At 40.8% G+C, this 23,994-nt stretch carries 26 protein-coding genes and 1 riboswitch; of the genes, 22 read left to right on the forward strand and 4 right to left on the reverse strand.

All coding sequences use genetic code 11. The features are described from left to right. Nucleotides 1–169 precede the first annotated feature (169 nt). Nucleotides 170–610, forward strand: coding sequence for a peptidylprolyl isomerase (locus tag AMD01_RS15075; RefSeq protein WP_053402255.1), 441 nt, complete (start codon nt 170–172; stop codon nt 608–610). A 444-nt stretch (nt 611–1,054) separates the two neighbouring features. Further along, nucleotides 1,055–1,402, forward strand: a complete 348-nt coding sequence (locus AMD01_RS15080; protein ID WP_053402256.1) for a GNAT family N-acetyltransferase — start codon at nt 1,055–1,057, stop codon at nt 1,400–1,402. 80 nt (nt 1,403–1,482) lie between these two features. Here AMD01_RS15080 and AMD01_RS15085 read toward each other — a convergent pair whose 3' ends face one another. Both AMD01_RS15085 and AMD01_RS23575 read right to left on the reverse strand, forming a co-directional pair. Further along, nucleotides 1,483–2,004, reverse strand: coding sequence for a DUF309 domain-containing protein (locus AMD01_RS15085; protein ID WP_053402257.1), 522 nt, complete (start codon nt 2,002–2,004; stop codon nt 1,483–1,485). 107 nt (nt 2,005–2,111) lie between these two features. Further along, on the reverse strand, nt 2,112–2,213 hold the full coding sequence (locus tag AMD01_RS23575; RefSeq protein ID WP_083446568.1) for a YjcZ family sporulation protein: 102 nt from the start codon (nt 2,211–2,213) through the stop codon (nt 2,112–2,114). A 413-nt stretch (nt 2,214–2,626) separates the two neighbouring features. Here AMD01_RS23575 and AMD01_RS15090 point away from each other — a divergent pair, with 413 nt between their 5' ends. From AMD01_RS15090 to AMD01_RS24205, 16 genes are all read left to right on the forward strand, one after another. Continuing rightward, on the forward strand, nt 2,627–3,382 hold the full coding sequence (locus AMD01_RS15090) for a segregation/condensation protein A (RefSeq protein WP_053402258.1): 756 nt from the start codon (nt 2,627–2,629) through the stop codon (nt 3,380–3,382). Further along, nucleotides 3,382–3,954 carry an SMC-Scp complex subunit ScpB gene (scpB, locus tag AMD01_RS15095; protein ID WP_157052751.1) on the forward strand — a complete coding sequence of 191 codons (573 nt, stop codon included), beginning with the start codon at nt 3,382–3,384 and terminating at the stop codon, nt 3,952–3,954. Before AMD01_RS15090 ends, scpB begins: the two co-directional genes overlap by 1 nt. 122 nt (nt 3,955–4,076) lie before the next feature. Continuing rightward, nucleotides 4,077–4,565: a YpuI family protein gene (locus tag AMD01_RS15100; RefSeq protein ID WP_053402260.1), complete on the forward strand. Its 489-nt coding sequence runs from the start codon at nt 4,077–4,079 to the stop codon at nt 4,563–4,565. Between the two features lie 322 nt (nt 4,566–4,887). Continuing rightward, nucleotides 4,888–6,015 (forward strand): D-alanyl-D-alanine carboxypeptidase family protein, encoded by a 1,128-nt coding sequence (locus AMD01_RS15105; protein ID WP_245638955.1) that lies wholly within the window; start codon nt 4,888–4,890, stop codon nt 6,013–6,015. Further along, nucleotides 6,008–6,607: a nucleoside recognition domain-containing protein gene (locus AMD01_RS15110; RefSeq protein WP_053402262.1), complete on the forward strand. Its 600-nt coding sequence runs from the start codon at nt 6,008–6,010 to the stop codon at nt 6,605–6,607. Before AMD01_RS15105 ends, AMD01_RS15110 begins: the two co-directional genes overlap by 8 nt. Further along, the gene (locus tag AMD01_RS15115) at nt 6,604–7,137 is read left to right on the forward strand and encodes a spore maturation protein (RefSeq protein ID WP_053402263.1); all 534 of its coding nucleotides are present in this window, start codon (nt 6,604–6,606) and stop codon (nt 7,135–7,137) included. Before AMD01_RS15110 ends, AMD01_RS15115 begins: the two co-directional genes overlap by 4 nt. A gap of 120 nt (nt 7,138–7,257) precedes the next feature. After that, on the forward strand, nt 7,258–7,989 hold the full coding sequence (locus tag AMD01_RS15120) for a pseudouridine synthase (RefSeq protein ID WP_053402264.1): 732 nt from the start codon (nt 7,258–7,260) through the stop codon (nt 7,987–7,989). Nucleotides 7,990–8,239: 250 nt separating this feature from the next. Further along, nucleotides 8,240–8,761, forward strand: coding sequence for a thiol-disulfide oxidoreductase ResA (gene resA / locus AMD01_RS15125; RefSeq protein WP_053402265.1), 522 nt, complete (start codon nt 8,240–8,242; stop codon nt 8,759–8,761). A gap of 12 nt (nt 8,762–8,773) precedes the next feature. Next, the gene (locus AMD01_RS15130) at nt 8,774–10,402 is read left to right on the forward strand and encodes a cytochrome c biogenesis ResB family protein (protein ID WP_053402266.1); all 1,629 of its coding nucleotides are present in this window, start codon (nt 8,774–8,776) and stop codon (nt 10,400–10,402) included. Beyond that, complete coding sequence (gene ccsB, locus AMD01_RS15135) at nt 10,399–11,577, forward strand: c-type cytochrome biogenesis protein CcsB (RefSeq protein ID WP_053402267.1); 1,179 nt, start codon at nt 10,399–10,401, stop codon at nt 11,575–11,577. The genes AMD01_RS15130 and ccsB overlap by 4 nt, the downstream gene beginning before the upstream one ends. A 217-nt stretch (nt 11,578–11,794) precedes the next feature. Next, the gene (locus AMD01_RS15140) at nt 11,795–12,511 is read left to right on the forward strand and encodes a response regulator transcription factor (protein WP_053402268.1); all 717 of its coding nucleotides are present in this window, start codon (nt 11,795–11,797) and stop codon (nt 12,509–12,511) included. Further along, nucleotides 12,511–14,301: an ATP-binding protein gene (locus tag AMD01_RS15145; RefSeq protein ID WP_053402269.1), complete on the forward strand. Its 1,791-nt coding sequence runs from the start codon at nt 12,511–12,513 to the stop codon at nt 14,299–14,301. The genes AMD01_RS15140 and AMD01_RS15145 overlap by 1 nt, the downstream gene beginning before the upstream one ends. Nucleotides 14,302–14,483: 182 nt before the next feature. Next, on the forward strand, nt 14,484–15,533 hold the full coding sequence (locus AMD01_RS15150) for a FecCD family ABC transporter permease (RefSeq protein ID WP_053402270.1): 1,050 nt from the start codon (nt 14,484–14,486) through the stop codon (nt 15,531–15,533). Between the two features lie 35 nt (nt 15,534–15,568). Then, nucleotides 15,569–16,117 carry an RNA polymerase sigma factor SigX gene (sigX, locus tag AMD01_RS15155; RefSeq protein ID WP_053402271.1) on the forward strand — a complete coding sequence of 183 codons (549 nt, stop codon included), beginning with the start codon at nt 15,569–15,571 and terminating at the stop codon, nt 16,115–16,117. After that, complete coding sequence (locus AMD01_RS15160) at nt 16,095–17,240, forward strand: hypothetical protein (protein WP_053402272.1); 1,146 nt, start codon at nt 16,095–16,097, stop codon at nt 17,238–17,240. The genes sigX and AMD01_RS15160 overlap by 23 nt, the downstream gene beginning before the upstream one ends. A 108-nt stretch (nt 17,241–17,348) precedes the next feature. Beyond that, nucleotides 17,349–17,516, forward strand: a complete 168-nt coding sequence (locus AMD01_RS24205; RefSeq protein ID WP_157052752.1) for a hypothetical protein — start codon at nt 17,349–17,351, stop codon at nt 17,514–17,516. On the opposite strand, the gene serA is transcribed toward AMD01_RS24205, so the two are convergent. Continuing rightward, on the reverse strand, nt 17,506–19,077 hold the full coding sequence (gene serA, locus AMD01_RS15165; RefSeq protein ID WP_053402273.1) for a phosphoglycerate dehydrogenase: 1,572 nt from the start codon (nt 19,075–19,077) through the stop codon (nt 17,506–17,508). The genes AMD01_RS24205 and serA overlap by 11 nt on opposite strands. Before the next feature lie 251 nt (nt 19,078–19,328). Then, nucleotides 19,329–19,477: riboswitch (FMN riboswitch) on the forward strand. A 152-nt stretch (nt 19,478–19,629) separates the two neighbouring features. On the opposite strand from serA, the gene AMD01_RS15170 reads away from it, so the two are divergent. Further along, complete coding sequence (locus tag AMD01_RS15170; RefSeq protein ID WP_053402274.1) at nt 19,630–20,202, forward strand: ECF transporter S component; 573 nt, start codon at nt 19,630–19,632, stop codon at nt 20,200–20,202. A 91-nt stretch (nt 20,203–20,293) separates the two neighbouring features. Here the strand turns inward: AMD01_RS15170 and AMD01_RS15175 are convergent, their stop codons facing one another. Further along, nucleotides 20,294–20,542, reverse strand: a complete 249-nt coding sequence (locus AMD01_RS15175) for a ferredoxin (RefSeq protein WP_053402275.1) — start codon at nt 20,540–20,542, stop codon at nt 20,294–20,296. A 242-nt stretch (nt 20,543–20,784) separates the two neighbouring features. On the opposite strand from AMD01_RS15175, the gene AMD01_RS15180 reads away from it, so the two are divergent. Genes AMD01_RS15180 through AMD01_RS15190 form a run of 3 tightly spaced genes read left to right on the forward strand, consistent with a single transcriptional unit; the run spans nt 20,785 to nt 23,987 of the window. Continuing rightward, entirely contained in the window at nt 20,785–21,828 is a 1,044-nt protein-coding gene (locus tag AMD01_RS15180; RefSeq protein WP_053402276.1) for a YpbB family protein, read from the forward strand. Between the two features lie 48 nt (nt 21,829–21,876). Further along, entirely contained in the window at nt 21,877–23,400 is a 1,524-nt protein-coding gene (locus tag AMD01_RS15185) for a RecQ family ATP-dependent DNA helicase (protein ID WP_053402333.1), read from the forward strand. A 5-nt stretch (nt 23,401–23,405) separates the two neighbouring features. Next, nucleotides 23,406–23,987, forward strand: coding sequence for a CPBP family intramembrane glutamic endopeptidase (locus AMD01_RS15190; RefSeq protein ID WP_053402277.1), 582 nt, complete (start codon nt 23,406–23,408; stop codon nt 23,985–23,987). Nucleotides 23,988–23,994 lie beyond the last annotated feature (7 nt).

Consider the following 23,994-nt stretch of genomic DNA (forward strand, 5'->3'; position numbering starts at 1 on the left):
TAGAAGAGTTAACATCGAATTAGAGATTGAATACTGCTCCATCAAACCAAATTTTTTTGGGAAAATGATGTGAAAAATATGGAAAATACTGTTGCTCGAGTGGTTGGACTTTTTATTTGGCCGAAGAGATGCTAATATAGAAAGGATTATATGATGAGGAGGATACATAATGACTAAAAAAGGTTATATCCTTATGGAAACTGGCGAAAAGATTGAATTTGATTTATATCCCAACGAAGCACCAAATACAGTAGCAAACTTTGAAAAGCTTGCAAACTCTGGCTTCTACAACGGTGTTACATTTCACCGTGTAATTCCTGGATTCGTTTCTCAAGGTGGAGATCCAACAGGAACAGGTGCTGGTGGCCCTGGTTACACAATTGACTGTGAAACAGAAGGAAACCCTCATAAGCACGAAGCAGGTTCTTTCTCAATGGCGCATGCTGGAAAAAATACGGGTGGAAGTCAATTCTTCATCGTTCATGAGCCACAGCCACACTTAAACGGTGTTCATACAGTATTCGGAAAAGTAACAGAAGGTCTTGATTCTGTTCTTCGCATGCGTAATGGCGATACAATGAAAGAAGTAAAAGTTTGGGACGCAGAATAATCTGCGCTTCGTCAAATTGTTAAAAACGGTCACAGGTTCCACAAACGTGGAATTTGTGACCGTTTTTCGTCTATTGGACGTGGAGCATGTTCAATCATTTTTTACTGCCTTATAATAATGAGATGAGGGGGGAGAAAATGAACAAGCAAAATCTGATTTTGTTTGGTGGTCTAGTTAGTCTCAGCTTGATTTGGGGGATTGTATATTGGGTATTTCTAACATAACAAGTGCTTTCTTTAAACAGAAGAGCTATTTCTTATAAAATATATAGGAATATACGTTCTTATGTTGATCTTGCTATCTAAATTTTGTATCATAGAGAAGATTGTACAAGAGCTGTGTGGAAAAATCCGTGTATAGGTGTTAGAGGGTAAAGTCGCCTACATATTTAGTTGGAAATGATTCATAAAAAGTTTCAGATATCCGATAACGAGGGAGAATGTTATGCTTATTCGCTACAAACGGAATTATGAAAAGATTGCAATGGGACTTCTTTCTTTTATGCCGACAGAAAAAGATTTAAAAAAACTTCAGCAGACGATTAAAGAATATGAACAAAATGATGGCTGGCAGTTGTATTTGTGGAAAGAAGAAGATGATCTTATTGGAATAATTGGGGTAACAAATCTCAACGATCAAATGATTGAAGTGCAACATCTTAGTGTGAATCCTTCACACCGTCACCAAGGAATTGGGAAAGCGATGTTGCAAGAAGTTAAAAGGCTCTATGCCGATAAAGAAGTAAGACCAAATGAACACATTTCGTCTTTTTTTGATAAATGTGACGCGTAATGGCGTTTAAAAGGTGCATGAGTAGCCCTCATGTATGACCGGATTATATAAAAAACAAAGCCATAGTCAAGCGGTAGCGCTTATCTATGGCTTTGTTTTTTTTCTAAGCTTTCCTTCCGAGCGGCTACTACGTCACTTCGATCTCGAAGGCTGTGACGATGAGTAATTGCCTCGAGTTTTAAATCAGAATCCTTCCACCAACCCATATTCAATTCACGGCTACGAGCTTCACATTGTTGAAGCAATCCTTGATCGACAATAGGAAGATACAAACTTCGATACGCTTGATGAGCTGAAATTTCCTCTAGACGTTTCGTTAGGATACGAAGTAGTGTCTCCCCATCCAATCCAAGCGTTGAAAGCATTGATTCATGCGTTGAAAGAATGCGAATCGCGCCTTTCATCATGCGAAACGAACCGTTGAAATTTTGTCTTCTTTGATGATAGAGGGAAACGGCGATTTGAATGAACCCGACCCAGACTTGATCACGATGCTTCGCCTCTTTTTCCTTCCAAAACTCCTCGAGAATTTCGTGGCATTCAAAATAATCACGATCACCGTGGAAATGAACCAAGTAGTCAATATAAGCACGAGGATACATCTATTTTCCTCCTTTTACGTTGTCTTGGATTTAAGTGTAGCATGCTATGTATGGAAAATAAAATGAAGAAAGTGTTCAGCTTTTACTGAACACTTGGGGTAAATCCATTAGCAGATGTAGGACCATCCAACGATTACAAGTAGTACGAATAACACTACTAATAATGCAAATCCAGATCCATAACCGTACCCATCACATTTTTCACCCATTGCTATTTCCTCCTTCAGCCTTAAGCTTGTGGTTTGTAACTACAATCCCATCATATGTCGGGAAGACAGTTATGTATGGGCATATGACCTATTTTTCTATACATGATCGTAAAAATAAGTTCATGAAAGGACGGGAACCTTTTTGGCTGTAGGAGATATAACAAGCTAGAGGAGGTAACTTTTTAAAGTGAAAATCTATGCATACTGCTAAACCATTCGTTATCACTCAGCAGACGCCAATAAGGGGGATTTTTTCAAACTATAAAAGAGACGCTTCTAAAGACCCCCTAAACCATCACTCGTTATGACAAAATTTTAAAACAGATTTACGAATATAGTTGGACTTGGTTTTAGAATGCTCTATACTTAAATGGCATAACGAATTGTAAAGAGTGGAATGTTGGTGAAAATATATGGAGTATAACGTAAAAGTAGATGCCTTTGAAGGGCCACTTGACTTGCTATTGCATTTAATTAATCGATTTGAAATTGATATTTATGATATCCCTGTTGCTCAGATTACCGAGCAGTACATGATGTATATACATACGATGCAGGAGTTAGAGCTCGATGTAGCAAGTGAGTATTTAGTCATTGCTGCTACACTATTAGCGATTAAAAGTAAAATGCTGCTTCCAAAACATGAAGAGGAAGAGCTAGCTGAATACGATGAGTTTGATGAAGAGGAGGATCCTCGTCAGGAACTTATTCAGCAGCTCGTTGAATACCGGAAATTCAAGGAAGCGGCTGAGAGCCTACGACTTCGTGAGGAAGAACGTAAGCTTGCACATTCAAAGCTACCAAGCGATTTGAGTCATCTACATGAAAGTGCAAAAGAAGAACAGCAGGAGCTTGATGTCACGATGTATGACATGCTAAGTGCGCTCCAAAAAATGATGAAACGTAAACAAATTCAAAGACCTGTACGAACGACTATTACAAGACAGGAAATTCCGATTGAGAAAAGGATGGAAGAGATTGTGGTCTCCCTTCGCAAGCTAAAGAAGCGGACGAGCTTTTTCAATCTATTTCCGTCAGAGGAAAAGCCTCATATCGTCGTTACGTTTTTAGCGGTGCTAGAGTTAATGAAGCAAAATAGTATTGTTGTCGAGCAGGAAGGGAATTTTGATGAATTATTTGTATCGTATCGAGAAGGAAGGGACAGTTAGTGAATAATCAAGCTATTATTGAATCTCTGCTTTTTGTTGCAGGAGATCAAGGCTTATCGTTGAATCAATTAAGTACGATTTTAGAAATGGATGAGAAAACTGTCAGTCACTTAATGAGCGAGTTTTCTAAGAGCTATGATAATGAGGCTCGTGGTCTAGAACTGATCGAGGTGGCGGATGTATATAAATTAGTCACCAAAAAGGAAAGCGCAGAGTATATTAAAAAGCTGGTCGATATTCCGACTAGCCAGTCGCTCTCACAGGCTGCGCTTGAGACATTAGCGATTGTCGCTTATCGACAGCCCATTACACGTGTGGAAATCGAAGAAGTCCGAGGCGTTAAGACGGAGCGCCCGCTGCAAACGCTTGTAGCGAAAGCGCTGATTAAGGAAGTGGGGCGCGCAGAGGGAGCAGGACGAGCTATTTTGTATGGCACAACAAACGAATTTATGGACTATTTCGGTCTGAAAACGCTAAAAGATCTTCCTCCTTTACCTGAAGATATGAAGGAACAGGATTTGGATCAAGAAACAGATCTGTTTTTCGAAAAGTTCAACAAAATCGTGGAATAGAGAAAACATTATAAACAGTTGGAATAGTGTGATAATATATAGTAGATCACAAAATGCCAGGTGGGGAATTGCTCACGAGCTGTTTGGATTTGAAAGAAAAGAAATGATGGAGGAGAGTAATGATGGGAAACGTAATCGTAAAATCGCAAATCGAATTAGTACAGCAAAAATTAGCGACCTCTATTCAATCAATGAATGGTTTTTTAAATAATACAAAAATTGATGATTTACAAAAAGAACAAGAGTGGTCCATAGAAAATTATGAGTCTCTACTATCTAACGTAAGACGCATGGCCGTTTTTTGTGAAGAAGGATTAGAGGCATGCCAAATTATTTCTGTTACAGAGCCTTTCCGTAAAGCAGCGGCAGAGCGAGCACTGTACCGTATTTATCATCAGTGTGTAGAAGAGTTTTTTACGCCGAAAACGGATTTATGGTACGAAGATAGCCGTTCAGCCTATACGGGCCGAAACTCGATTAAATATCGTTTCACACCGCCAGCTTCTTTTGAAGGCCTTGTGACATCGTTAGAAAGTGATTTTCAAACGATGAGAGAAGAGCTTCAGTATTATGAAACAGATTATCTCACGAAGATCAAGCAGTCGCAGTAAACAGAGAAGCTCAGAAGGGTTGCAACGGACCTATATGGCAGTTGATACATAAGAGTCCTCAACAAAAGAGAGGAGTCATCAAGCATTGCGCTTAATGGCTTCTTTTTTTGGGGATTTTTAATGGTAAAAAAAGATAAAAATATATTTTTTATCCATTTATTCTGCGTATAGTTTAGAAAAAGAGAGAGATAGTAAGGGAATGCACAAATTTATTCATAACTCAGCAAGACAAGCATACACTTGTACAAATAGGTAAAGGGACGGGGATACGATGAGGGTATTCAGCAAAACATTTATAGTGATCATGTGCTTACTCCTTTCTATGCACATTTTTTCTCCTTCTGCAGCAGCATCTGAAAAAATTTCTGGAGGAGTAAGTGCTAGAGGCGCAGTATTAATGGAACAAAGCACAGGAAGAGTGCTGTATGAGAAAAATCCAAACGCCAAGATGCGAATCGCGAGCATTACAAAAATCATGACCGCAATTATTGCGATCGAATCAGGCAAATTAGATACAGAAGTAAAAGTTAGTGCCAACGCAGTGAAAACAGAAGGTTCTTCCGTGTATTTGGTGCCAAATGAAAAAATTAAGCTCCGTGATCTTGTTTACGGGCTCATGCTTCGTTCTGGAAACGATGCTGCAGTGGCTATTTCTGAAAGTGTTGGTGGGAGCGTACCAGGGTTTGTTCACATGATGAACCAAAAAGCAGAAGAAATTGGGATGGTGAACACAGAGTTTGCGAATCCTCATGGACTTGATGATCATGAAAATCATTATTCTACGGCCTATGATATGGCACTTTTAATGAGATATGCCATGCATAACAAAACGTTTCGTGATATTTCTGGAACGAAGATTTACCGCACAACTCATCCAACTGAAAAATGGGATCGCGTATGGAAAAACAAAAATAAGCTACTTACTACGTTTTATAAATATTGCACCGGTGGTAAGACGGGTTATACAAAACGTGCAAAGCGAACGCTCGTTACGACCGCTACAAAAGGAAATCTTAATTTAATTGCTGTTACCATTAATGATCCAGATGACTGGAAAGATCATACGTACATGTTTGATCAAGGCTTTAAATTATTTAAGCCGGTCAAAATTGTTGAAAAAGGAACGCTTGATGATATTAAAAACACTTTTTACAAAAATAAGCTGTACGTTAAAAGAGATTTTGTGTATCCGTTATCAGACGGTGAAAAAGATGATGTGAGCCTTCAGACCAAGCTATTAAAGCCCCAAGTGAAAAAGTGGAAATCTAATCCGGATTCCGTTCCAAACATTGTGGGACGCATTAAAATTTATCAGGACGATGAAGCAATTGGGAATATCCCTATTTATTTAAAAAAGGGTGCAGCCTCTGCTAAAAAAGAATCTCCAAGCTTTTGGGGTGAGGTAAAGCATATGTTTTCATTGGTGATCGGAGTCAGATCGGATGGTTAATCTGATCTGGATGGCTCTCACCATTATCGGATTGATTTTTGCCGTTGTAAATGACCGCGTCGAGCAGGTGAACAAAGCAATCTTTCAAGGTGCTACAGACGCGGTTACCATAAGTATTGGCCTTATTAGTATTCTTGTTTTTTGGCTAGGCTTGATGAAGATTGCCGAGGCATCTGGTCTTCTTGACAAGCTAGCCATTCTCTTTCGACCCTTCATTACTCGGCTGTTTCCAGAGGTTCCAAAAGATCATCCCGCCATCGGTTACATCTTATCAAACATGATGGCGAATATGTTTGGACTTGGAAATGCGGCTACGCCTCTTGGTATTAAAGCAATGGAACAATTAAAAAAATTAAATGGAAATAAAGACGAAGCAAGCCGCTCCATGATTACCTTCTTAGCTATTAACACTTCAAGCATTACGCTTATTCCGACGACGGTCATCGCCGTCCGGATCACCTACGATTCCGCAAACCCAGCCGAGATTATCGGTCCTACTTTACTTGCTACAATCATTTCTGCTATTGGTGGTATTTTACTAGATCGCTATTTTTATCATAGGAGAGTAAAAAAGGAGAGGAAAACCAAATGACAGCCGTTAATCAGCTCTCTCTTTTGTTGATCCCCTTAATTATTGGGTTTATCTTGCTTTATGGAACCTATAAAAAAGTTCCTACATATGAAACCTTTACTGAAGGCGGTAAGGAAGGCATTCAAATTGCCTTTCAAATCATTCCATTTTTAGTGGGGATGTTAGTAGCGATTGCCGTTTTCAGGGCTTCAGGTGCCCTTGATTTTTTACTGAATTTAATGCGTCCTCTACTAGAAGCTCTGCACGTCCCTCCGGAAGTCGTGCCGCTCGCACTGATCCGTCCAATTTCTGGTACCGCAGCGCTTGGTATGATGACAGATTTAATTTCTACGTACGGCCCAGACTCGTTCATCGGACGGCTCGCTTCAACGATGCAAGGCAGTACAGATACGACGTTTTATGTCCTGACCGTTTATTTTGGTGCCGTTGGGATCAAGAAAATGGGGGATGCGGTAAAAGTGGGGTTGCTTGCAGACCTTGTTGGGATTATCGCCGCTATTTTTGTTGTTTGGATCATGTTTGGAAACTAAAAGCGCGTAGGCAGACGCGCTTTTTCTAATGGCTTTAAAAAGAAAGAGCGTGTAATAATTCAGGATAGGCTTGTATTCATATTTTGAAACAAGTAAGATGTTACAAGAGGTGAATGCAAAATGGAACGATTACAAAAAGCAATTGCTCATGCCGGTGTTGCGTCTAGACGTAAAGCGGAAGAGATGATTAAAGAAGGAAAAGTAACAGTAAATGGAGAAGTAGTGAAGGAGCTAGGAGTCAAAGTAGGCTCACAAGATAAAGTAGAAGTGAATGGAATCCCTCTTCAACGAGAAGCACCTGTCTATTTTCTTTTATATAAACCTCGCGGAGTTATTTCGAGTGCTGAAGATGATAAAGGCCGTACGACGGTTGTTGATTATTTCGAGAATGTACAAGAGCGTATTTATCCTGTTGGACGACTGGATTATGATACGTCTGGGCTTCTTTTATTAACAAACGATGGCGAATTTGCCAACGTTCTGACGCATCCAAAATACGAGGTAGATAAAGTATATATTGCCAAAGTAAAAGGCATCCCAACGAGACAGCAGATCAAACAGCTTGAGCGAGGCGTTATGCTTGAAGATGGAAAAACGGCTCCTGCAAAAGCAAAGCTTGTTTCATTGGACAAGAAAAAACAAACTGCTATCGTTGAATTAATTATTCATGAGGGACGAAATCGACAAGTACGCCGCATGTTAGATTCAATAGGACATCCTGTGTTAAAGCTTCGTCGTGAACGTTACGGTTTTCTAACCTTACACGGACTAAATGCTGGAGAATCTCGTGAGTTAACGACTCATGAGGTAAAACAGCTTCGTGCTCATGCACAAAGTGGTTCAGGACGATAATGAACTTGTCCAGGAAAGTAGTCTGAATGAAGCGGTGAGGAAATTCCTATTTCAGTAGGGATTTCCCATCGCTTTCTTTCATGTTATGGAAGTGCTTACAAAATAATGGAGGGAGATGAGATGAGTAAGAGGGAAACAGATAAATCCTTGATTTTGTCACATAAGATTCAAAAAAATAGCAAGTTATGAATAACTAAAAATGGTATAATGTAGACAATATTTTGAGAACGCTTTAAAGGGGAGAATCAGCATGAAAAAACGTCGTTTACTAATAAGGACTACTATTTTAGCTGTCCTGCTGATTGCCTTATGCTATACGCTCTATGCTAATTTTTTTACATCGAAAGAAACCGTAGCAGCAGGCAAGAAAGCCCCGGATTTTGTTCTGCAAGATTTGCAGGGAGAGAAGCACCGCTTATCGGATTATCGCGGTCGAGGCGTCTTTCTAAATTTTTGGGGAACGTATTGCAAGCCTTGCGAGAGAGAAATGCCAGCGATGCAGCGTCAGTATGAAAAGTACAAAGAACAAGGCGTTGATATTTTGGCAGTGAATGTGGACGAGACTAATTTTGCGGTCCGTCAGTTTGTGAAGGAATATGGACTAACGTTTCCAGTGATGATTGACAAGGGATCACAGGTCCAAAATGTGTACGGCATCGATCAGCTTCCTGCAACGTATTTAATTGATAAAAATGGAAGCGTTGTGGACGTCTTTTTAGGTGGATTGGACGAATCGAAGATAAAAGAATACATGGATGAAATAAAACCATAGGGAGTTTTGGTGATGGAACATGTGAAATGTGAATGTGGACATGTGAATCCACACGGAACGATTTTTTGTGAAGCCTGCGGAAAGCCAGTAAAAGACGCTTCAAGTGCATTACTTGATATGAAGTATGAAGGAAGTGCGAGACGATCGCAAACGTATAATAAAACGATTATTGATAAAATTTGGAACTTCTTTTCTTCTGTTAAAGTAGGCGTTTGGTTGATTGTGATTACGCTCTCAGCTTCTGCCATAGGAACGATTTATCCACAAAAAGATTACATACCGCCGGCGTTTACACCAGATCAATATTACAAGGATCAATACGGCGTTTTAGGGGATATCTATCACAAGCTTGGCTTTGATAATTTGTACGGCTCCTGGTGGTATATGATTTTAATTGCTTCTATTGGAATTTCTCTTGTCATTTGTAGTTTAGACCGCGTAATTCCGCTCTATAAGGCGCTGAAAAAGCAGGGCGTAAAGCGTCATGTTAACTTCTTAAAAAGACAACGACTGTTTAGCGTAAGCTATCAATCTACGAGTAAAGACTATGAAACTGTGAAACAGCGTTTGAAAGAACGTCGTTACAACGTTCGGGAAGAAGACGGAAATATTTTAGCTGAAAAGGGCCGCTTTTCTCGTTGGGGCCCATACGTCAATCATATTGGACTTATTATCTTCTTATTTGGGGCTATGCTCCGCTTCGTACCAGGAATGTACGTGGACAAAACGTTATGGATACGCGAAGGGGAGACGAAGGAAATTCCCGGAACAAACGGAGAATACTTTTTGAAAAACGAGCAGTTTGTGTTTCAACAGTATGAAAAGGGAAAAGACAAAGCGGTATTTTCAGAAGCCATTGACCGCGTTGGAAATGTACCTAAAAACTTTCAGTCTAACGTTCAGCTGTACAAACGAACAGGTGAATCAGTGGCAGGGGAAGACCCAGTTTTACATAAAGTAAAAAGTGACCAAATTCAAGTAAATCATCCTCTCAAATATGACCACTATGCGCTCTATCAAAGTGATTTTAAGCTAGATGAGCTGAGCACTATGTCACTTAGCATGGTCAATAAGACAACAAAAGAAGAATATGGAACGATCAAAATTAACCTCCATGATCCTCAACATGAGTATGACTTGAAAAACGGCTACAAAGTAGAGCTTTTAAGATATTATCCTGATTTCTACTTTGATGACGAAAACAAGCCAAATACAAAAACTAAAATTCCAAATAACCCTGCTTTTGTGATGCAAATGATTGCGCCTGATCGACCAAAAGGTGAAAAAAGCTTTATTGCAATTAAACAAAACATTGAAGCTGAAGGTACCAACAAATATAAGATGGAGTTTTCTGGAATTGAAACGAAAAACGTAACCGGTCTGACCGTACACAAAGATATGACGCTTTGGATTCTAGCTGTTGGTGGTGCCATCTTTATGATTGGTGTTATACAAGGGATGTACTGGAATCATCGTCGTATTTGGATTCAACGGAAAAATAACGAAGTATGGATTGCAGCACATACGAATAAAAACTGGTATGGAATCCGCAATGAGCTTAACGGTGTGTTAAAAGATACAGTATTTGCGTTGCCAGAGGATCAAACGGAAAGCGCAAATAAGAAGGAGGTTGGGGCATGAGCTTAATATCGGTGAGCAGTAACTTGCTGTATATTGCGTTTATTCTATATTTGGTCGGGACATTTTTCTTTGGCGGAGCCATTCGAGATAAAAAACATGCGGGCAAAATTAGCAGGTGGGCACAGCTTGGGATTGTGACGACAATCATTGGTTTTATCGCGCAGCTTGGCTATTTTATTACGCGGTGGGTTGCGTCAGGTCACGCTCCTGTAAGTAATTTGTTTGAGTTTACGACGTTTTTCGGTATGATGCTTGTAGGTGCTTTTATTATTATTTATTTCATCTATCGTATCAGCATGGTTGGTCTGTTTGTTTTACCAATCGCGCTTTTAATTATTGCTTATGCAAGCATGTTTCCACGTGAGGTGTCGCCTCTTATTCCGGCGCTTAAGAGCTATTGGTTGTATATTCATGTTACAACAGCAGCAGCGGGAGAAGCGATTTTAGCAATTAGCTTTGCGAGTGGTTTAATCTATTTATTAAAAGTCATTGATCAATCAAAAAAAGGCAAGCAAACTTTTTGGATGGAAGTCGTTCTTTATTCATTGATCAGTACGATCGGTTTTATTCTGATTACCTCCATTTTTAATGGAATTGGTTATAAAACAGAGTTTAATTGGGTGGATAAGACAGGAAAAGCAGCACAGGCAGTGTACCATCTTCCTGCTGTTGTAGGTCCTCATTCAGGTGAGCTGATAACGAAAGGCCATTTCGAACCGTTTTTCTATTTGCCAGCCGTTATTAATGCTAGTAAATTAAATACGTTTTTATGGTCATTAGTGATCGGTGCTCTTTTATACTTCCTGCTTCGCCTTATTTTACGCAAGCGTATTGGAAAAGCGCTTCAGCCGCTTGTGAAAAACGCGAAGCTGGATTTAATTGATGAAGTGAGCTATCGCTCTGTTGCGATTGGCTTCCCGGTGTTTACGTTAGGGGCACTTATTTTCGCGATGATTTGGGCGCAGGAAGCATGGACACGCTACTGGTCATGGGACCCGAAAGAAGTTTGGGCGCTTATTACATGGCTGTTTTATGCGGCATTTTTACATTTGCGTCTTTCAAAAGGATGGCACGGCAGAAAGTCTGCTTGGCTTGCCGTTGTAGGTTTTGCGATTATTATGTTTAATCTAGTGGCCGTTAACTTGGTCATTGCGGGCTTACATTCCTATGCTTAATGCTCTGCATAAGTGTGTGAGTCAAAAGTAAAAAGACCGACTTCAAGAGAGCGATTTCTTTTTGGAATCGGTCTTTTGCTAGTTAAAAAAGACAATGAGTGGATGAAATGACATTCGAACATCACGTTTTCATTGTTAGGCTTCTTTAAAATGGACAGACTACGTATAAAAGTGTCATGATAAAATTGCCGAGACAGTGATAGAGGAGGATACATACATGGAACGAGAAGCGAAAATTTTAGTAGTAGATGATGAAGAAAGAATTCGTAAGCTATTAAAGATGTATTTAGAAAAAGAAAACTATGAAATTGAAGAAGCTAAAAATGGGGTCGAAGCCGTTGAGAAGGCAATTACAGAAGAGTATGACCTCATTTTATTAGATATTATGATGCCAGAAAAAGATGGAATCGAAGCATGTCAGGAGATTCGTGAAAAAAAAGCCACGCCAATTATTATGCTGACCGCTAAAGGTGAGGAAGCAAATCGTGTGCAAGGATTTGAAGTCGGAACAGACGACTATATTGTAAAGCCTTTTAGTCCGCGCGAAGTGGTGTTACGTGTGAAAGCACTTCTTCGTCGCTCAGCATCTGTAAACCATGCGAAGGCAGAAGCAACGCCGAAGAACTTAATGGTGTTTCCACACTTAACAATTGATCACGATGCCCATCGCGTAATGGCAGATGAGCGCGAAGTAAGTTTAACACCAAAAGAATATGAGCTGCTTTGCTTTTTAGCAAAAACGCCAGATAAAGTGTATGACCGTGAACAGCTGCTTCGTGAAGTTTGGCACTATGATTTCTTCGGTGATTTACGCACAGTCGACACACACGTAAAGCGTCTTCGTGAAAAACTAAGCCGCACGTCACCAGATGCTGCGAAGATGATCGTAACCGTTTGGGGAGTTGGGTACAAGTTTGAGGTTGGAAATGCCTAATGTTTTGGCGTAGTGTTGTTGTAAAAGTTTGGTTTACGATTATTTTGCTCGTGAGCTTCGTTCTTTTTACGCTCACGATGCTGCTTCTACAATTTTTTGAGAATTCTCATGTGAAAGAGGCAGAGCGTAATTTACATGGAACAGCCTCGAAAATTGCTCATATTATTGAAGATACGAAGGATGAAAAAATAGGCATCTCCGTCCTTAGGGAGCTAGCAGATGATTCAAGCGTCATTATTGTAAAGGGTCAAACGTTATATGAATATACACCGGATGAGTCCGCACAAAAATCAGCCGTCGCATCCCTTGTTAAATCAGATAAAACGCTCAAACAAGTAATAGACAAGCGAAAAGCCATTCAGAAAAAAGTTTACGTAGATAGTAACGGCACCAAGGGAAATCAGCCGCTTTATGTTGTCGGCGTGCCTTTTGCTGCTGAAAACGACCAACGCGGCGCTGTCTATTTGTATCAATCACTGGCTCAAATTGAGGAGCCTGCTAAATATACGACGCGCTTTATTTGGCTAGCAGCCGGAATTGCCATCGTCTTAACGACAATCTTTGCCTTTTTCTTATCTACACGTATTACCGCTCCGCTTCGAAAAATGAGGCTGGCTGCCTTTGAAGTGGCGAAGGGTAACTTTGATACGAAAGTACCGATTTTAACGTATGATGAAATCGGGGAGCTAGCGATCGCATTCAACAAAATGGGAAGACAGCTCAAGTTTAATATTGATGCGCTTAATCAAGAAAAAGAGCAGCTAGCAAGTATTTTAAGCAGTATGGCTGATGGTGTTATGACCTTGAATCGAGAAGGAGTTCTTCTCATCACGAACCCACCAGCAGAGCGGTTTTTACAATCCTGGTACTATGAACAGGGAAAAACAAAAGATAATGATGAAATGCGGGAACTGCCGTCAAAAATTCTATCGTTGTTTAAGCATGTCGTCACCGTCGAGCGAGAGCAAATTGCAGAAATTACGATCCAAGGTCGAACATGGGCGATCCTCATGTCACCGCTCTACAATCAGACAACCATTCGTGGAGCTGTTGCGGTACTACGTGATATTTCGGAGGAACGAAAGTTAGATAAGCTACGTAAAGATTTTATCGCAAACGTGTCGCATGAATTACGTACCCCTATTGCGATGCTTCAAGGATATAGCGAGGCAATTGTGGATGACATTGCGGGGTCTGAAGAAGAGCAAAAGGAGATTGCGCAAATTATTTACGAAGAATCTCTTCGAATGGGGCGCCTCGTAAATGAATTGTTAGACCTTGCGAGAATGGAAGCAGGTCACGTTCAGCTTGAGAAAGACTACGTCCACATTAAAGAGTTTGCTGATCGCGTAGTGCGTAAATTCCAAGGTCTTGCCAAGGACAAGGAAATTACGCTGTCACTAGAGATGAATGTTGAGCGGCAGAATGAGTTTTACATGGACCCTGATCGCATTGAACAAGTTCTGACGAATCTCATTGATAATGCCATTCGTCATACGAAGGAAGCTGGTTCTGTTACACTTTGTGTAGAAGAGTATCATGACGGCTTATTGGTCAAGGTGAGCGATACAGGAGACGGCATCCCTGAAGAGGATCTTCCGTTTGTGTTCGAGCGTTTTTACAAAGCCGATAAAGCACGTACAAGAGGGAAATCTGGTACGGGCTTAGGTCTTGCGATCGCTAAAAACATCGTAGAAGCACACGGTGGAAGTATTAACGTTCATAGTAAGCTAGGCGAGGGAACGTCATTTTCACTCGTTCTTCCGCAGAAAACAGCGCTACAAGATTGAGTCGTATTAAAGGAGGGGAAATGTCTGAACAATAGGCATTTCCCCCTTTTATTGAACGTGTTTGAACTGTTAGACGAACGATTTATTGGGAGCTTTTTATGATTTTCCCTTTAATTGAATGATAAAATTGGTTTATAGTAGAAGATAGATAAAAGGTAGTAATCATAAAAGGAGTCAATGAAATGGAATTATCCCACCAAAAGAGATTGCAAAAGCGACGAATAGGGGGAGCTTACTTATTTTCTATATCGTTCGTGTTGGTGTCTTTTTTCATTGGCATCAGTATCGGATCTGTACATATCCCGTTAATCGATACAGTAAAAATCGTCACTAAGATGGGCTTTGTGTCGACAGATGAACTTCAGCAGTTTAGCAGCCTGCTTTGGTCCATTCGAATTCCACGTGTCATTCTTACACTAATGATTGGCGCTGCGCTAGCGTTGGCCGGAAGCGCGCTTCAAGGGCTTCTTCAAAATCCGCTTGCAGACCCGTATACGCTTGGCGTATCGTCTGGCGCTTCATTAGGGGCGGTCATTGTATTGTTTTTTAACTTGCAAATTCCGTTTCTAGGAATGTTTACGCTTCCGTTCATGAGCTTTGTGACCGCGCTTTTGTCACTGTTATTTATTCTTTTCTTTGCCCATGTCGTTTTAAAACGAATGACAACGGAGTCGATGATTTTGATCGGCGTCATCACGAGCGCCTTTTTGGGTGCGCTTATTTCCCTCGTTATTGCGCTCTCAGGAGACGAGCTTAGGCAAATTGTGAACTGGCTTTTAGGGAGCGTGTCAATGAGAGGGTGGAGCTATGTAAACATATTTCTTCCTTTCTTTATCGTTGGTACCATTCTCCTGTTGCTTTGCTCAAAGGAACTAAATGCACTGCTGTTTGGAGAAGAAATTGCGCAGTCCCTTGGCATCAAGGTGGGGGCTTATAAGGTCATCATTTTAATCGCTTCATCTATTTTAACAGGGGGGGCTGTGGCGGTGTCTGGAACGATCGGATTTGTCGGGTTAATTGTCCCTCATGCTACAAGGTTTCTAATTGGTAGCGATCATCGTCATCTTTTGCCACTGGCCATGTTAAACGGAGGCGCATTTCTTGTTATTGCGGATTTGTTGTCACGTGTGCTTATTGAGCCAAGAGAGCTTCCAATTGGGGTCATTACATCAATTATTGGGGGCCCTGTTTTTGCTATTTTGTTGCTGAAAAAATATCGTCAACAGGTATAGAAGAGAAGCGTCTAAAGAAGACAGGGGGATGCGGAATGTCTGAACTTTTTGATCACCTCTACGATCATTATCACCAGGATGTGTTTCAGTTTTTGATGTACATGGTGCGAAATCGTGAGCAGGCTGAAGATCTCGTGCAAGAAGTATATATTCGAGTATTAAAAGCCCACGAGCACTTTGAAGGTAAAAGCCATGAGAAAACGTGGCTATTGTCTATCGCAAGAAACGTGGCAATTGATCATTTTCGAAAGCATAAGAACTGGAAACAGCGGCTGTTGAAAATGTTTGATTGGAAAGAAAATCAGCTCCTTGACTCCGCCGCGCTTCCAGAAGAGATTTTGATGCAAAATGAAGAAGTTGCAACGATTTATCACAGCCTTGGAAAATGTACGGTTGATCAGCGGTCTGTTGTCATTTTACGCTATATTCATGAACTTACGATTACAGAAACGGCCTCTATTTTAAATTGGACGGAAAGTAAGGTCAAGACGACACAGCATCGAGCGGTGAAGGCTCTGCGTCAGCACATGAGTTATAGCAAAGAGGAAGGAGGAGAACGACTTGAAAACAAACGAGCTAAATGATGATCGAATGGAAGAAGTACTAAGGAAGCTTCCGACAATAAAAGATCGCCGTAGTAAAAGTGAAGTATATAGGTCAGTGAAGGCTCACATGCACGAACCTGCACCTCGAAAACCAAAATGGTTTCCGGCTCTCGCAGCCGTTGTCAGTGTTCTTCTCCTAGTCGTTCTTTCTTTTTCTCTTGTTAACGAAATGAAAGGAACCGATGAAGCGACAGAAAAAAGGTCAGAGGATCGAGCGTCGTCAGCAAATGAGGATAAACGAGACGTCGCTCAACCTTTGCGTAGGCAAGAGTACTCAATGGCGGATAAAAGCATTGCTCACCCAGCGGTCGTTCCATCTTTGCAAGCAGCCGTGAAGGAACCGCATGTGACGCTAACCGTTGCAGATAAAAATGCGATGTTTGCCGTTCCCTTTACTTTTCTCGTTCAGAATGGGGAAGATCGTTTCGCAGCTTCTAGCAAGTTTGAAACCGTTTTGAAAAGTCGGCTTGGGGTTGAAGCGTCTGCTTTAACGTCGTATGCATTCAAAGAACAAGGAGACGTTCTGAAATTGGTGACGACTCCCGGACAGTTTGAATCGTTCTCAACTACGCAGGGAGATATGTTTGTAAAGGGAATTCAAGAGGCCTTTCATTATTCCTCGTACAAAAAGGTGGAGCTGTATACGGGTAATCAAAAAGGAGCGGTCGTCGGTAATTTTGGCTCCATGTCTGACATTGATATTGAACATTATCAGAAGAAGGGCTACGTTCGCTATCCTCTCAATCAATATAAAAATCTGCTTGTGCCAACCTTAACTTCATATGAAAGAATTGATGAAGCAGTTCAAGCGATGAAGCAAACTGATGACAGTATAGGAGTCGTATCGTCTGTTCCAGCAGGGGTTGAAATTGGAATTGAACAAACAGATTCAGATCATATTACGTTTACGCTTAGTGGAGCGAAGGTGGCCGACACAGAGGAAGGAAGAACGTTCATTCAGGCACTCATGCTGACGGCTAGAGACTTTCAATATAAATATGTGCGCATTACTGGCAATCGTGAGGATACGATTGGTGAGATGAATTTAGAAAAGGAACACGCTGTTCCGTTAGCGCCAAATGTCGTAAAGGGAGCCAATTAGAAAACAGATGCTTTCTAGAAAGAATAGGAAAGAGGAGTGAAAAATTGTTCTACCAATTTTTTGTCTGCGTACAGTAGAAGTATGTGAAATTTTGTACAGGAGGCTTTTATGGTAGATTTTTTAAGACGAATCTTAATTGTGTTCATTATGGCATTATGTATTGGAGCCCTTTTTGTAAGCGGCATGATGATGGCAAAAGCAGAGCGTCATCAAACTCTAGAGCATAAAGAAGCAGCGGCCGATTGGCTACTGCTTTTTTTGTGGTTTATAGATTAATTTTGCGAACCGATACAATATCATCAAATGCTTGTAGTCGTTGGACGATCGCTTCATCAAGCGATTTGTCAAACGAAAGCATCATGATCGCTTCGCCGCCTTTTTGCTTGCGTCCTACCTGCATCGTCGCAATATTAACATCATGATCTCCTAGTATCTTTCCGACACGTCCGATGACCCCTGGTTTATCGCTATGGCGAATATAGAGCAAGTGACCATCAGGATAAAAGTCGATATTAAAGGACTGGATGTTCACAATGCGCGGTCCGTAGTCTTGTACGTATGTTCCAGTTAAAGTAAAGGAGCTATGATCACCGCGAACTTCTACTTTAATAACGTTAGAGTATCCTTCTGTTTCATTTGAGAAGCGCTCTCCAAACGTAATCCCACGTTCTTTTGTAATCATTGAAGCATTCACTTCATTCACGGAACGATCCACACGGTGCTGCAAAAAGCCTGATAAAAACCCACGTGTAATATAAGTCGTTTCCAAATCGGCTACCGTTCCGCCGTATGTGACGGTGATATCTTGAACAGGTTCTTTCATACATTGCGATAAAAGAGACCCCATTTTTTTCGTTAGGGAGGAGAAAGGATGAATTTTTTCAAATACGTCTTTTGATAAGGTCGGCAAGTTGATGGAGGAACTCACAGGGTTTCCATTTAAGTAGTTGAGAACTTCCTGTGCAACATCTTCAGCAACGTTTAACTGTGCTTCCTTTGTAGATGCCCCGAGGTGAGGTGTTGCAATAACTTGCTCAAATTCTAAGAGCGGCTGACTAACAGGTGGTTCGACTTCAAATACGTCTAGCGCAACACCTTTTACATGTCCGCTTTGTAAAAATGGAATAAGCGCTTCTTCATCGATAATACCACCACGAGCACAATTCAGCAGGTAAACACCTTTTTTCGTTTTAGAGAGGGTATCAGCATTTAAAATGCCCTTCGTTTCTTTGGTGAGCGGTGTATGGACGGTAATAATATCAGCAACAGCTAATAGTTGCTCAAGCTCTACAGCGTTAACGCCCAGCTTTTCTGCCCGTGCCGCCGTTAAAAAAGGGTCAAAGACATGAACGCCCATGCCGAACGCTTTGGCGCGCTTGGCAATTTCAGAACCAATTCGCCCGAAACCAATGATGCCTAATTGCTTTTTATACAATTCTGTTCCAACAAAACTAGAACGATTCCATTCACGAGATTTTACTGAAATGTTTGCCTGGGGAATATGGCGAACGAGGCTAGCCATCATGGCAAAGGTATGCTCAGCTGTAGAAATCGTATTTCCATTAGGTGCATTAATGACAATTACACCGCGCTTCGTTGCCGCATCAATGTCGATATTGTCAACGCCTACACCGGCACGAGCCACAATTTTGACGTTTGTCATTTGTGACAATAGTTCATCCGTTACTTTTGTAGCGCTTCGAACGAGTAGCGCATCATAAGTAGCTAAATCATCAACTTCAGAGACTTTTTTCTGTACAACTTGAATAGTATCGTGCCCAAGTAATGGTGCCAAACCTTCACTACTGATTGCATCAGCAACTAGTATTTTATACATCACAATCTCTCCCTTTAGTGTGCTAAATATCTGATAATTTATCACAATAAAAAAATTCTGTCAATTGTTCTTACAACCTTTATTGATAAGGGGTTGAGAGGTGATGAAATGGAAGCGTATACATAAATTAAGCTGACGCAGATTGAGGTTTTTTACATATACTAAAGAAACTTGAAACGAATTGATCAAGATGTTTTTATTTACTTTTAATTCGAGATAAGTTATAATCATTTTGTACAATATTAATATTGATCTATCTTCGGGGCAGGGTGAAATTCCCGACCGGCGGTAATAAGCGCGATGACGCTTTGAGCCCGCGAGCCGTACCTCGCTAAAAGGTATAGCAGGATTTGGTGAGATTCCAAAGCCGACAGTACAGTCTGGATGGGAGAAGGTGGAGGTTCGGGCATTTTAAGAAAAATCATTCTTAAAATGTTTATTAGCCGCGCCTAAGTATTCTCCCTCAGCCAAACGGTTGAGGTTTTTTTATGGAACGCGTGTGCTAGAACCTTTCTTCTTTTCAAACGATGGATCGGAAAAGAGGAGAGTAAGATGAATCAAGGTGCAAAAACGAAAAGACTTGTTGTAATGGCTGTATTTAGCAGTATTGCTTATTTATTAATGATGCTCGATTTTCCAATCGGGTTGTCAGCGTTTTTAAAAATGGATTTTAGCGAGCTTCCCGTTTTAATTGTGGCGCTCATTTATGGACCAGGTGCTGGTTTGATTGTAGAAGCCATTAAGAACTTGTTGTATTACCTCATTCAAGGTAGTGCTACAGGAGTTCCCGTTGGGCAAGTGGCAAACTTTGTAGCAGGTGCTGCATTTGTTCTACCGGTTTCTTACATGTTCCGTAAGTACCGTACAACGAAAGGCTTAACGTTTGGTGTGGTTACAGGAACGGTTCTTATGGCAGTGCTAATGGCCGTGTTAAATTATTACGTGTTCCTACCAGCTTATACGATGTTTTTACACATGCCTGCTTACACAACCAGCGGTGCACGTGAATTGATCGTAAAGGGTATTTTACCGTTCAATCTTATCAAGGGTGTATTAACCGGCGTTATTTTTGTTCTCTTGTTTACTCGAATGAAAACATGGCTGACAAAACAAGTCGCTATGTAATAATATAAAAGTCCTTCGCGATTTGCGGAGGACTTTTTTGATAAAAAAAACACCTGATAAAAATCAGGTGTCCTCGAAAAGGAAAGGGGTCCTATTCGAATTTTAATGCGTCGCCTTCAAATGGCTCATCTGCAACTTTAATGGAGTCCGTTGGGCATCCTTCGAATGCGTCCATCATGTCGTCTTCTAATACATCTGGAATTTCAACAATTCCTTGGTTATCATCTAATGTTACGAATGCAATGCCTTCATCATCATAATCATAGATGTCTGGAGCTGCCGCACCACATGCTCCGCATGCGATACAAGTTTCTTTGTCAACGATTGTGTACTTTGCCATGTAAAAAACCTCCTGAAAATAACAAAACATTTTATTAATAGTTGTTAAAAATATCTCGATGAGAAAATAAGTATCAACTTTTATTTTAAGGGTGTTTTCAAAACTTTTCAATAGAAAAGTCAATGAGAATACTTATCAACAAAGGTTTTTACTATCATTCCTACCCGCCACGTTGTAAACTAAGCATAGGCGTTTAGACCATCTAACTCGTTTTTTACAATTTATTAGACAGGTGAAAAAATATGAATGATCTTGCCTTTATTATTTTATATTGTGTCCATAAACTAAAAGAAGAACGCACGATATTTGGAGCGTATCATTTACTTGCTGGGAAGAAATCGTCTCAAACGATTCAAGACGGACAGCTGTACGGACTTTCCAACCTGTTTCGTGCTTTTTCTTATTTAGATAAAAAGACTTTTTCAGTATATGTGCAACAATTAGAAAAAGAAGCTTGTATAGAGGAAGTAGCAGAGGGGAAGTACCGGCTAACATCAAAAGGACTGAAGGAACTTCAACACTATTTACATGAAACCCCTATTCCTCCGTCATTAAACGGTTGGACGTATGCAAATGTAAGTCGGCCATTTTATCAGCGACTGTTGCTACTTGTCCAAACGATGTCAAATCTTCAATATAAAGAAAGTCATTTTATTCCTTTGATCAACGACACTACAGTACTTTCGTGGATGAAGCGCTTTTTGACTTCTGTGCCCTTTACAAGAGAGCAGTGGGCAAAGCACTTGTATGAGGAATTAACGGTGATTTTGTCCACCTGTTCACAAGAAGAGGGAGACATATTTGTTAAGCATTTGACGGGTCACAAACGGATTGCTTTCACGAAACTACAAATAGCTGAACAGCACGACATAAGTGTCCACCGCGTCCATCTTCTGCATTTGTCGGTTATTCACCATATGTTAACGTACATAGCGGATCACCGGAATGAGCTGACCGTACTTCATTTACTCATTGATCAGACTAGCGTACCGTTGACTACCTCAACGATGCAGACTTATGAGCTGTTGAAAAAAGGACATGATCTTCACACCATTTCTCGAATTCGAAGGCTGAAGCCGAGCACAATTGAAGATCATCTCGTGGAATTGGCTTTGTTTATTCCTGATTTCTCCATTGATCCGTACGTAAAGACAGAGCTTGTAGAAGAAATTAAAGAGATTACAGAGCGATTGCAAACGAATAAGTTAAAAGAGATTAAAGAGACGACGTCATATGAGGTGTCATATTTCCAAATACGACTCATATTGGCGAAGCTATCATCATAGCCGAAGAGAAAGTAGCGCATGTTTCGTGGAAAGGGGGATGATGTCAAAGTGAATTTAGAAGCCGTTCTTTTCGAGCGCTTTGGTTACCGATCCTTTCGTGAAGGACAAAAAGAAGTGATTCAGGAAGTGCTAAAAGGAGAGCATGTTATAGCTACCTTACCAACTGGAACAGGGAAGTCGTTGTGTTATCAACTTCCAGCATATGTCATCGGGGGACCTATCTTGATTGTTTCCCCGCTTTTATCTTTAATGGAAGATCAGGTGCAGCAGCTAAAGGCTAGAGGAGAAAAGCGTGTAATTGCGTTTAACAGCTTTTTATCTGAAGAAGAGCGACGTCAGGCACTCCGAGACCTTTCTGTTTATCGTTATATTTATGCTTCGCCGGAAATTTTACAAGCACCGGCTTTCATTCAGTCACTAAAGCGTGCAAAGCTCCGTTTATTTGTCGTGGACGAGGCACATTGTATTTCGCAATGGGGACATGATTTTCGCATGGACTATTCGAGCCTTGGGGACGTGTGGAAGAATCTTGGCGAACCGACCTGCTTGGCGCTCACAGCTACTGCAACGAAAGAAGTTCTTCATGACATTCAGACACAGCTTTATCTAGAGCATCCGCGGATTTTAACGTATTCCATTGATCGTCCAAACATTGCGCTTTACGTGGAACAGGTAGAAGATATGGAACAAAAGAAGCTACGAGTTCTTGAAACCGTGAAAAAGCTTCAAAAGCCTGGCATTGTTTATTGCTCTAGTCGAACATGGACAGAATCACTGGCCATGTTGCTGAAAGATCATGGCACCGAGCGCGTCGCTTTCTATCATGGTGGAATGGAACATGATCAGCGGCTGCTCGTTCAGCAGCAGTTTGTGAATGATCAGCTTGATGTTATTTGCTGCACGAGTGCGTTTGGGATGGGAATTAACAAAAGTGACATTCGTTTTGTAATTCATTTTCATCTCCCTACGCAGTTAGAATCCTATCTTCAAGAAATTGGTCGTGCAGGCCGTGATGGGGAAAGAAGTCTTGCCTTAGCTTTTTATCACGCATCTGATGAAGACTTGTCACATTCTTTAATTGAATTAGAGCTTCCGTCCGTATCCATCATTGAAGAAGTGCTGAGGTATTTACACGTCCATGCACGTAATGAGAACGGTCTTATTTCATTAAAAGAATTTGAGCAAAACGTCGCCGTCTATTTACATGTGAATGAAACGCATTGGCGGTTTATTAAGCATCATCTCCAAGCCCACGGAATTATTAGGGAATCGTGGATTCATGCATCGATGCCTTTGAATGATGTGCATCGATACTTAGTAGAAGTTGTTCAAAAGCGAGTGGAGGCAAAGTATCGAAAGCTGCATGTGATGAAGCAATTTGTACATTCGTCTATTTGTAGAAGGGAGCAGCTACTTCATTACTATGAGGAGTCATTGGTTCAACGACCTGATGCTTGCTGTGATCGCTGTGGACTAAATCTTCATGATTACGAAGGAACAAGTCGTTCCGTGCGCCTGGAGTTTACCGATTGGAAAAGTGAATTAGCACGATTACTTAAACAAAGTGAGTGAGAAAAATGGCCTCAAAGCAAAGTGAAATCGTAGCGCAAATGTCAGATCGCCAATTGATAGGACAAGTATATATCACACAAGGCATATTAGTTGTCCTATCATTGGGACTTGGCTTTTGGCTGTTTGATCATTGGGAACAGTTTTGGAAGCTGTGGAAGTGGGACCCGCAGTCTATCTTTTTATTTGGTGGTATTAGCGGACTTATGGTCGTGGTGCTTGATAATATTATGATGAAAGTATTGCCTGAGCGCTTGTATGATGATGGAGGAATTAACGAACGGATTTTTTGCAACCGCTCATTTAAACATTTGACCGTTCTTTGTATGATGATTGCTTTTACCGAGGAAATTTTGTTTCGTGGGGTTCTTCAAGCAAATCTCGGTATTTTATGGGCGAGCATTGTATTCGCGCTCGTGCATATTCGCTATTTAACCAAATGGTTTTTACTTCTTTCTGTTGTGGTGCTCAGCTTTTTTATTGGGTGGTTATTTCAAGCAACGGGAAACTTATGGGTGACGATTTTTGCTCATTTTATCATTGACTTTTTACTAGGAATTCAGCTTAAATATAGAAATGTAGATGAATGAAATGTGA

It is taken from the genome of Priestia koreensis (assembly GCF_001274935.1).
Taxonomy (GTDB): domain Bacteria; phylum Bacillota; class Bacilli; order Bacillales; family Bacillaceae_H; genus Bacillus_AG; species Bacillus_AG koreensis.

Coding starts and splice junctions, on each gene's coding strand:
- AMD01_RS15180 (WP_053402276.1), top strand. CDS start 20,785: ATGAATGATCTTGCCTTTATTATTTTATATTGTGTCCATAAACTAAAA.
- AMD01_RS23575 (WP_083446568.1), bottom strand. CDS start 2,213: ATGGGTGAAAAATGTGATGGGTACGGTTATGGATCTGGATTTGCATTA.
- AMD01_RS15140 (WP_053402268.1), top strand. CDS start 11,795: ATGGAACGAGAAGCGAAAATTTTAGTAGTAGATGATGAAGAAAGAATT.
- AMD01_RS15105 (WP_245638955.1), top strand. CDS start 4,888: ATGCACATTTTTTCTCCTTCTGCAGCAGCATCTGAAAAAATTTCTGGA.
- AMD01_RS15145 (WP_053402269.1), top strand. CDS start 12,511: ATGTTTTGGCGTAGTGTTGTTGTAAAAGTTTGGTTTACGATTATTTTG.
- sigX (WP_053402271.1), top strand. CDS start 15,569: ATGTCTGAACTTTTTGATCACCTCTACGATCATTATCACCAGGATGTG.
- AMD01_RS15170 (WP_053402274.1), top strand. CDS start 19,630: ATGAATCAAGGTGCAAAAACGAAAAGACTTGTTGTAATGGCTGTATTT.
- ccsB (WP_053402267.1), top strand. CDS start 10,399: ATGAGCTTAATATCGGTGAGCAGTAACTTGCTGTATATTGCGTTTATT.
- AMD01_RS24205 (WP_157052752.1), top strand. CDS start 17,349: ATGGTAGATTTTTTAAGACGAATCTTAATTGTGTTCATTATGGCATTA.
- AMD01_RS15090 (WP_053402258.1), top strand. CDS start 2,627: ATGGAGTATAACGTAAAAGTAGATGCCTTTGAAGGGCCACTTGACTTG.
- AMD01_RS15080 (WP_053402256.1), top strand. CDS start 1,055: ATGCTTATTCGCTACAAACGGAATTATGAAAAGATTGCAATGGGACTT.
- resA (WP_053402265.1), top strand. CDS start 8,240: ATGAAAAAACGTCGTTTACTAATAAGGACTACTATTTTAGCTGTCCTG.
- AMD01_RS15075 (WP_053402255.1), top strand. CDS start 170: ATGACTAAAAAAGGTTATATCCTTATGGAAACTGGCGAAAAGATTGAA.
- AMD01_RS15120 (WP_053402264.1), top strand. CDS start 7,258: ATGGAACGATTACAAAAAGCAATTGCTCATGCCGGTGTTGCGTCTAGA.
- AMD01_RS15150 (WP_053402270.1), top strand. CDS start 14,484: ATGGAATTATCCCACCAAAAGAGATTGCAAAAGCGACGAATAGGGGGA.
- AMD01_RS15085 (WP_053402257.1), bottom strand. CDS start 2,004: ATGTATCCTCGTGCTTATATTGACTACTTGGTTCATTTCCACGGTGAT.
- AMD01_RS15100 (WP_053402260.1), top strand. CDS start 4,077: ATGGGAAACGTAATCGTAAAATCGCAAATCGAATTAGTACAGCAAAAA.
- AMD01_RS15190 (WP_053402277.1), top strand. CDS start 23,406: ATGGCCTCAAAGCAAAGTGAAATCGTAGCGCAAATGTCAGATCGCCAA.
- AMD01_RS15175 (WP_053402275.1), bottom strand. CDS start 20,542: ATGGCAAAGTACACAATCGTTGACAAAGAAACTTGTATCGCATGCGGA.
- serA (WP_053402273.1), bottom strand. CDS start 19,077: ATGTATAAAATACTAGTTGCTGATGCAATCAGTAGTGAAGGTTTGGCA.
- AMD01_RS15115 (WP_053402263.1), top strand. CDS start 6,604: ATGACAGCCGTTAATCAGCTCTCTCTTTTGTTGATCCCCTTAATTATT.
- AMD01_RS15110 (WP_053402262.1), top strand. CDS start 6,008: ATGGTTAATCTGATCTGGATGGCTCTCACCATTATCGGATTGATTTTT.
- AMD01_RS15130 (WP_053402266.1), top strand. CDS start 8,774: ATGGAACATGTGAAATGTGAATGTGGACATGTGAATCCACACGGAACG.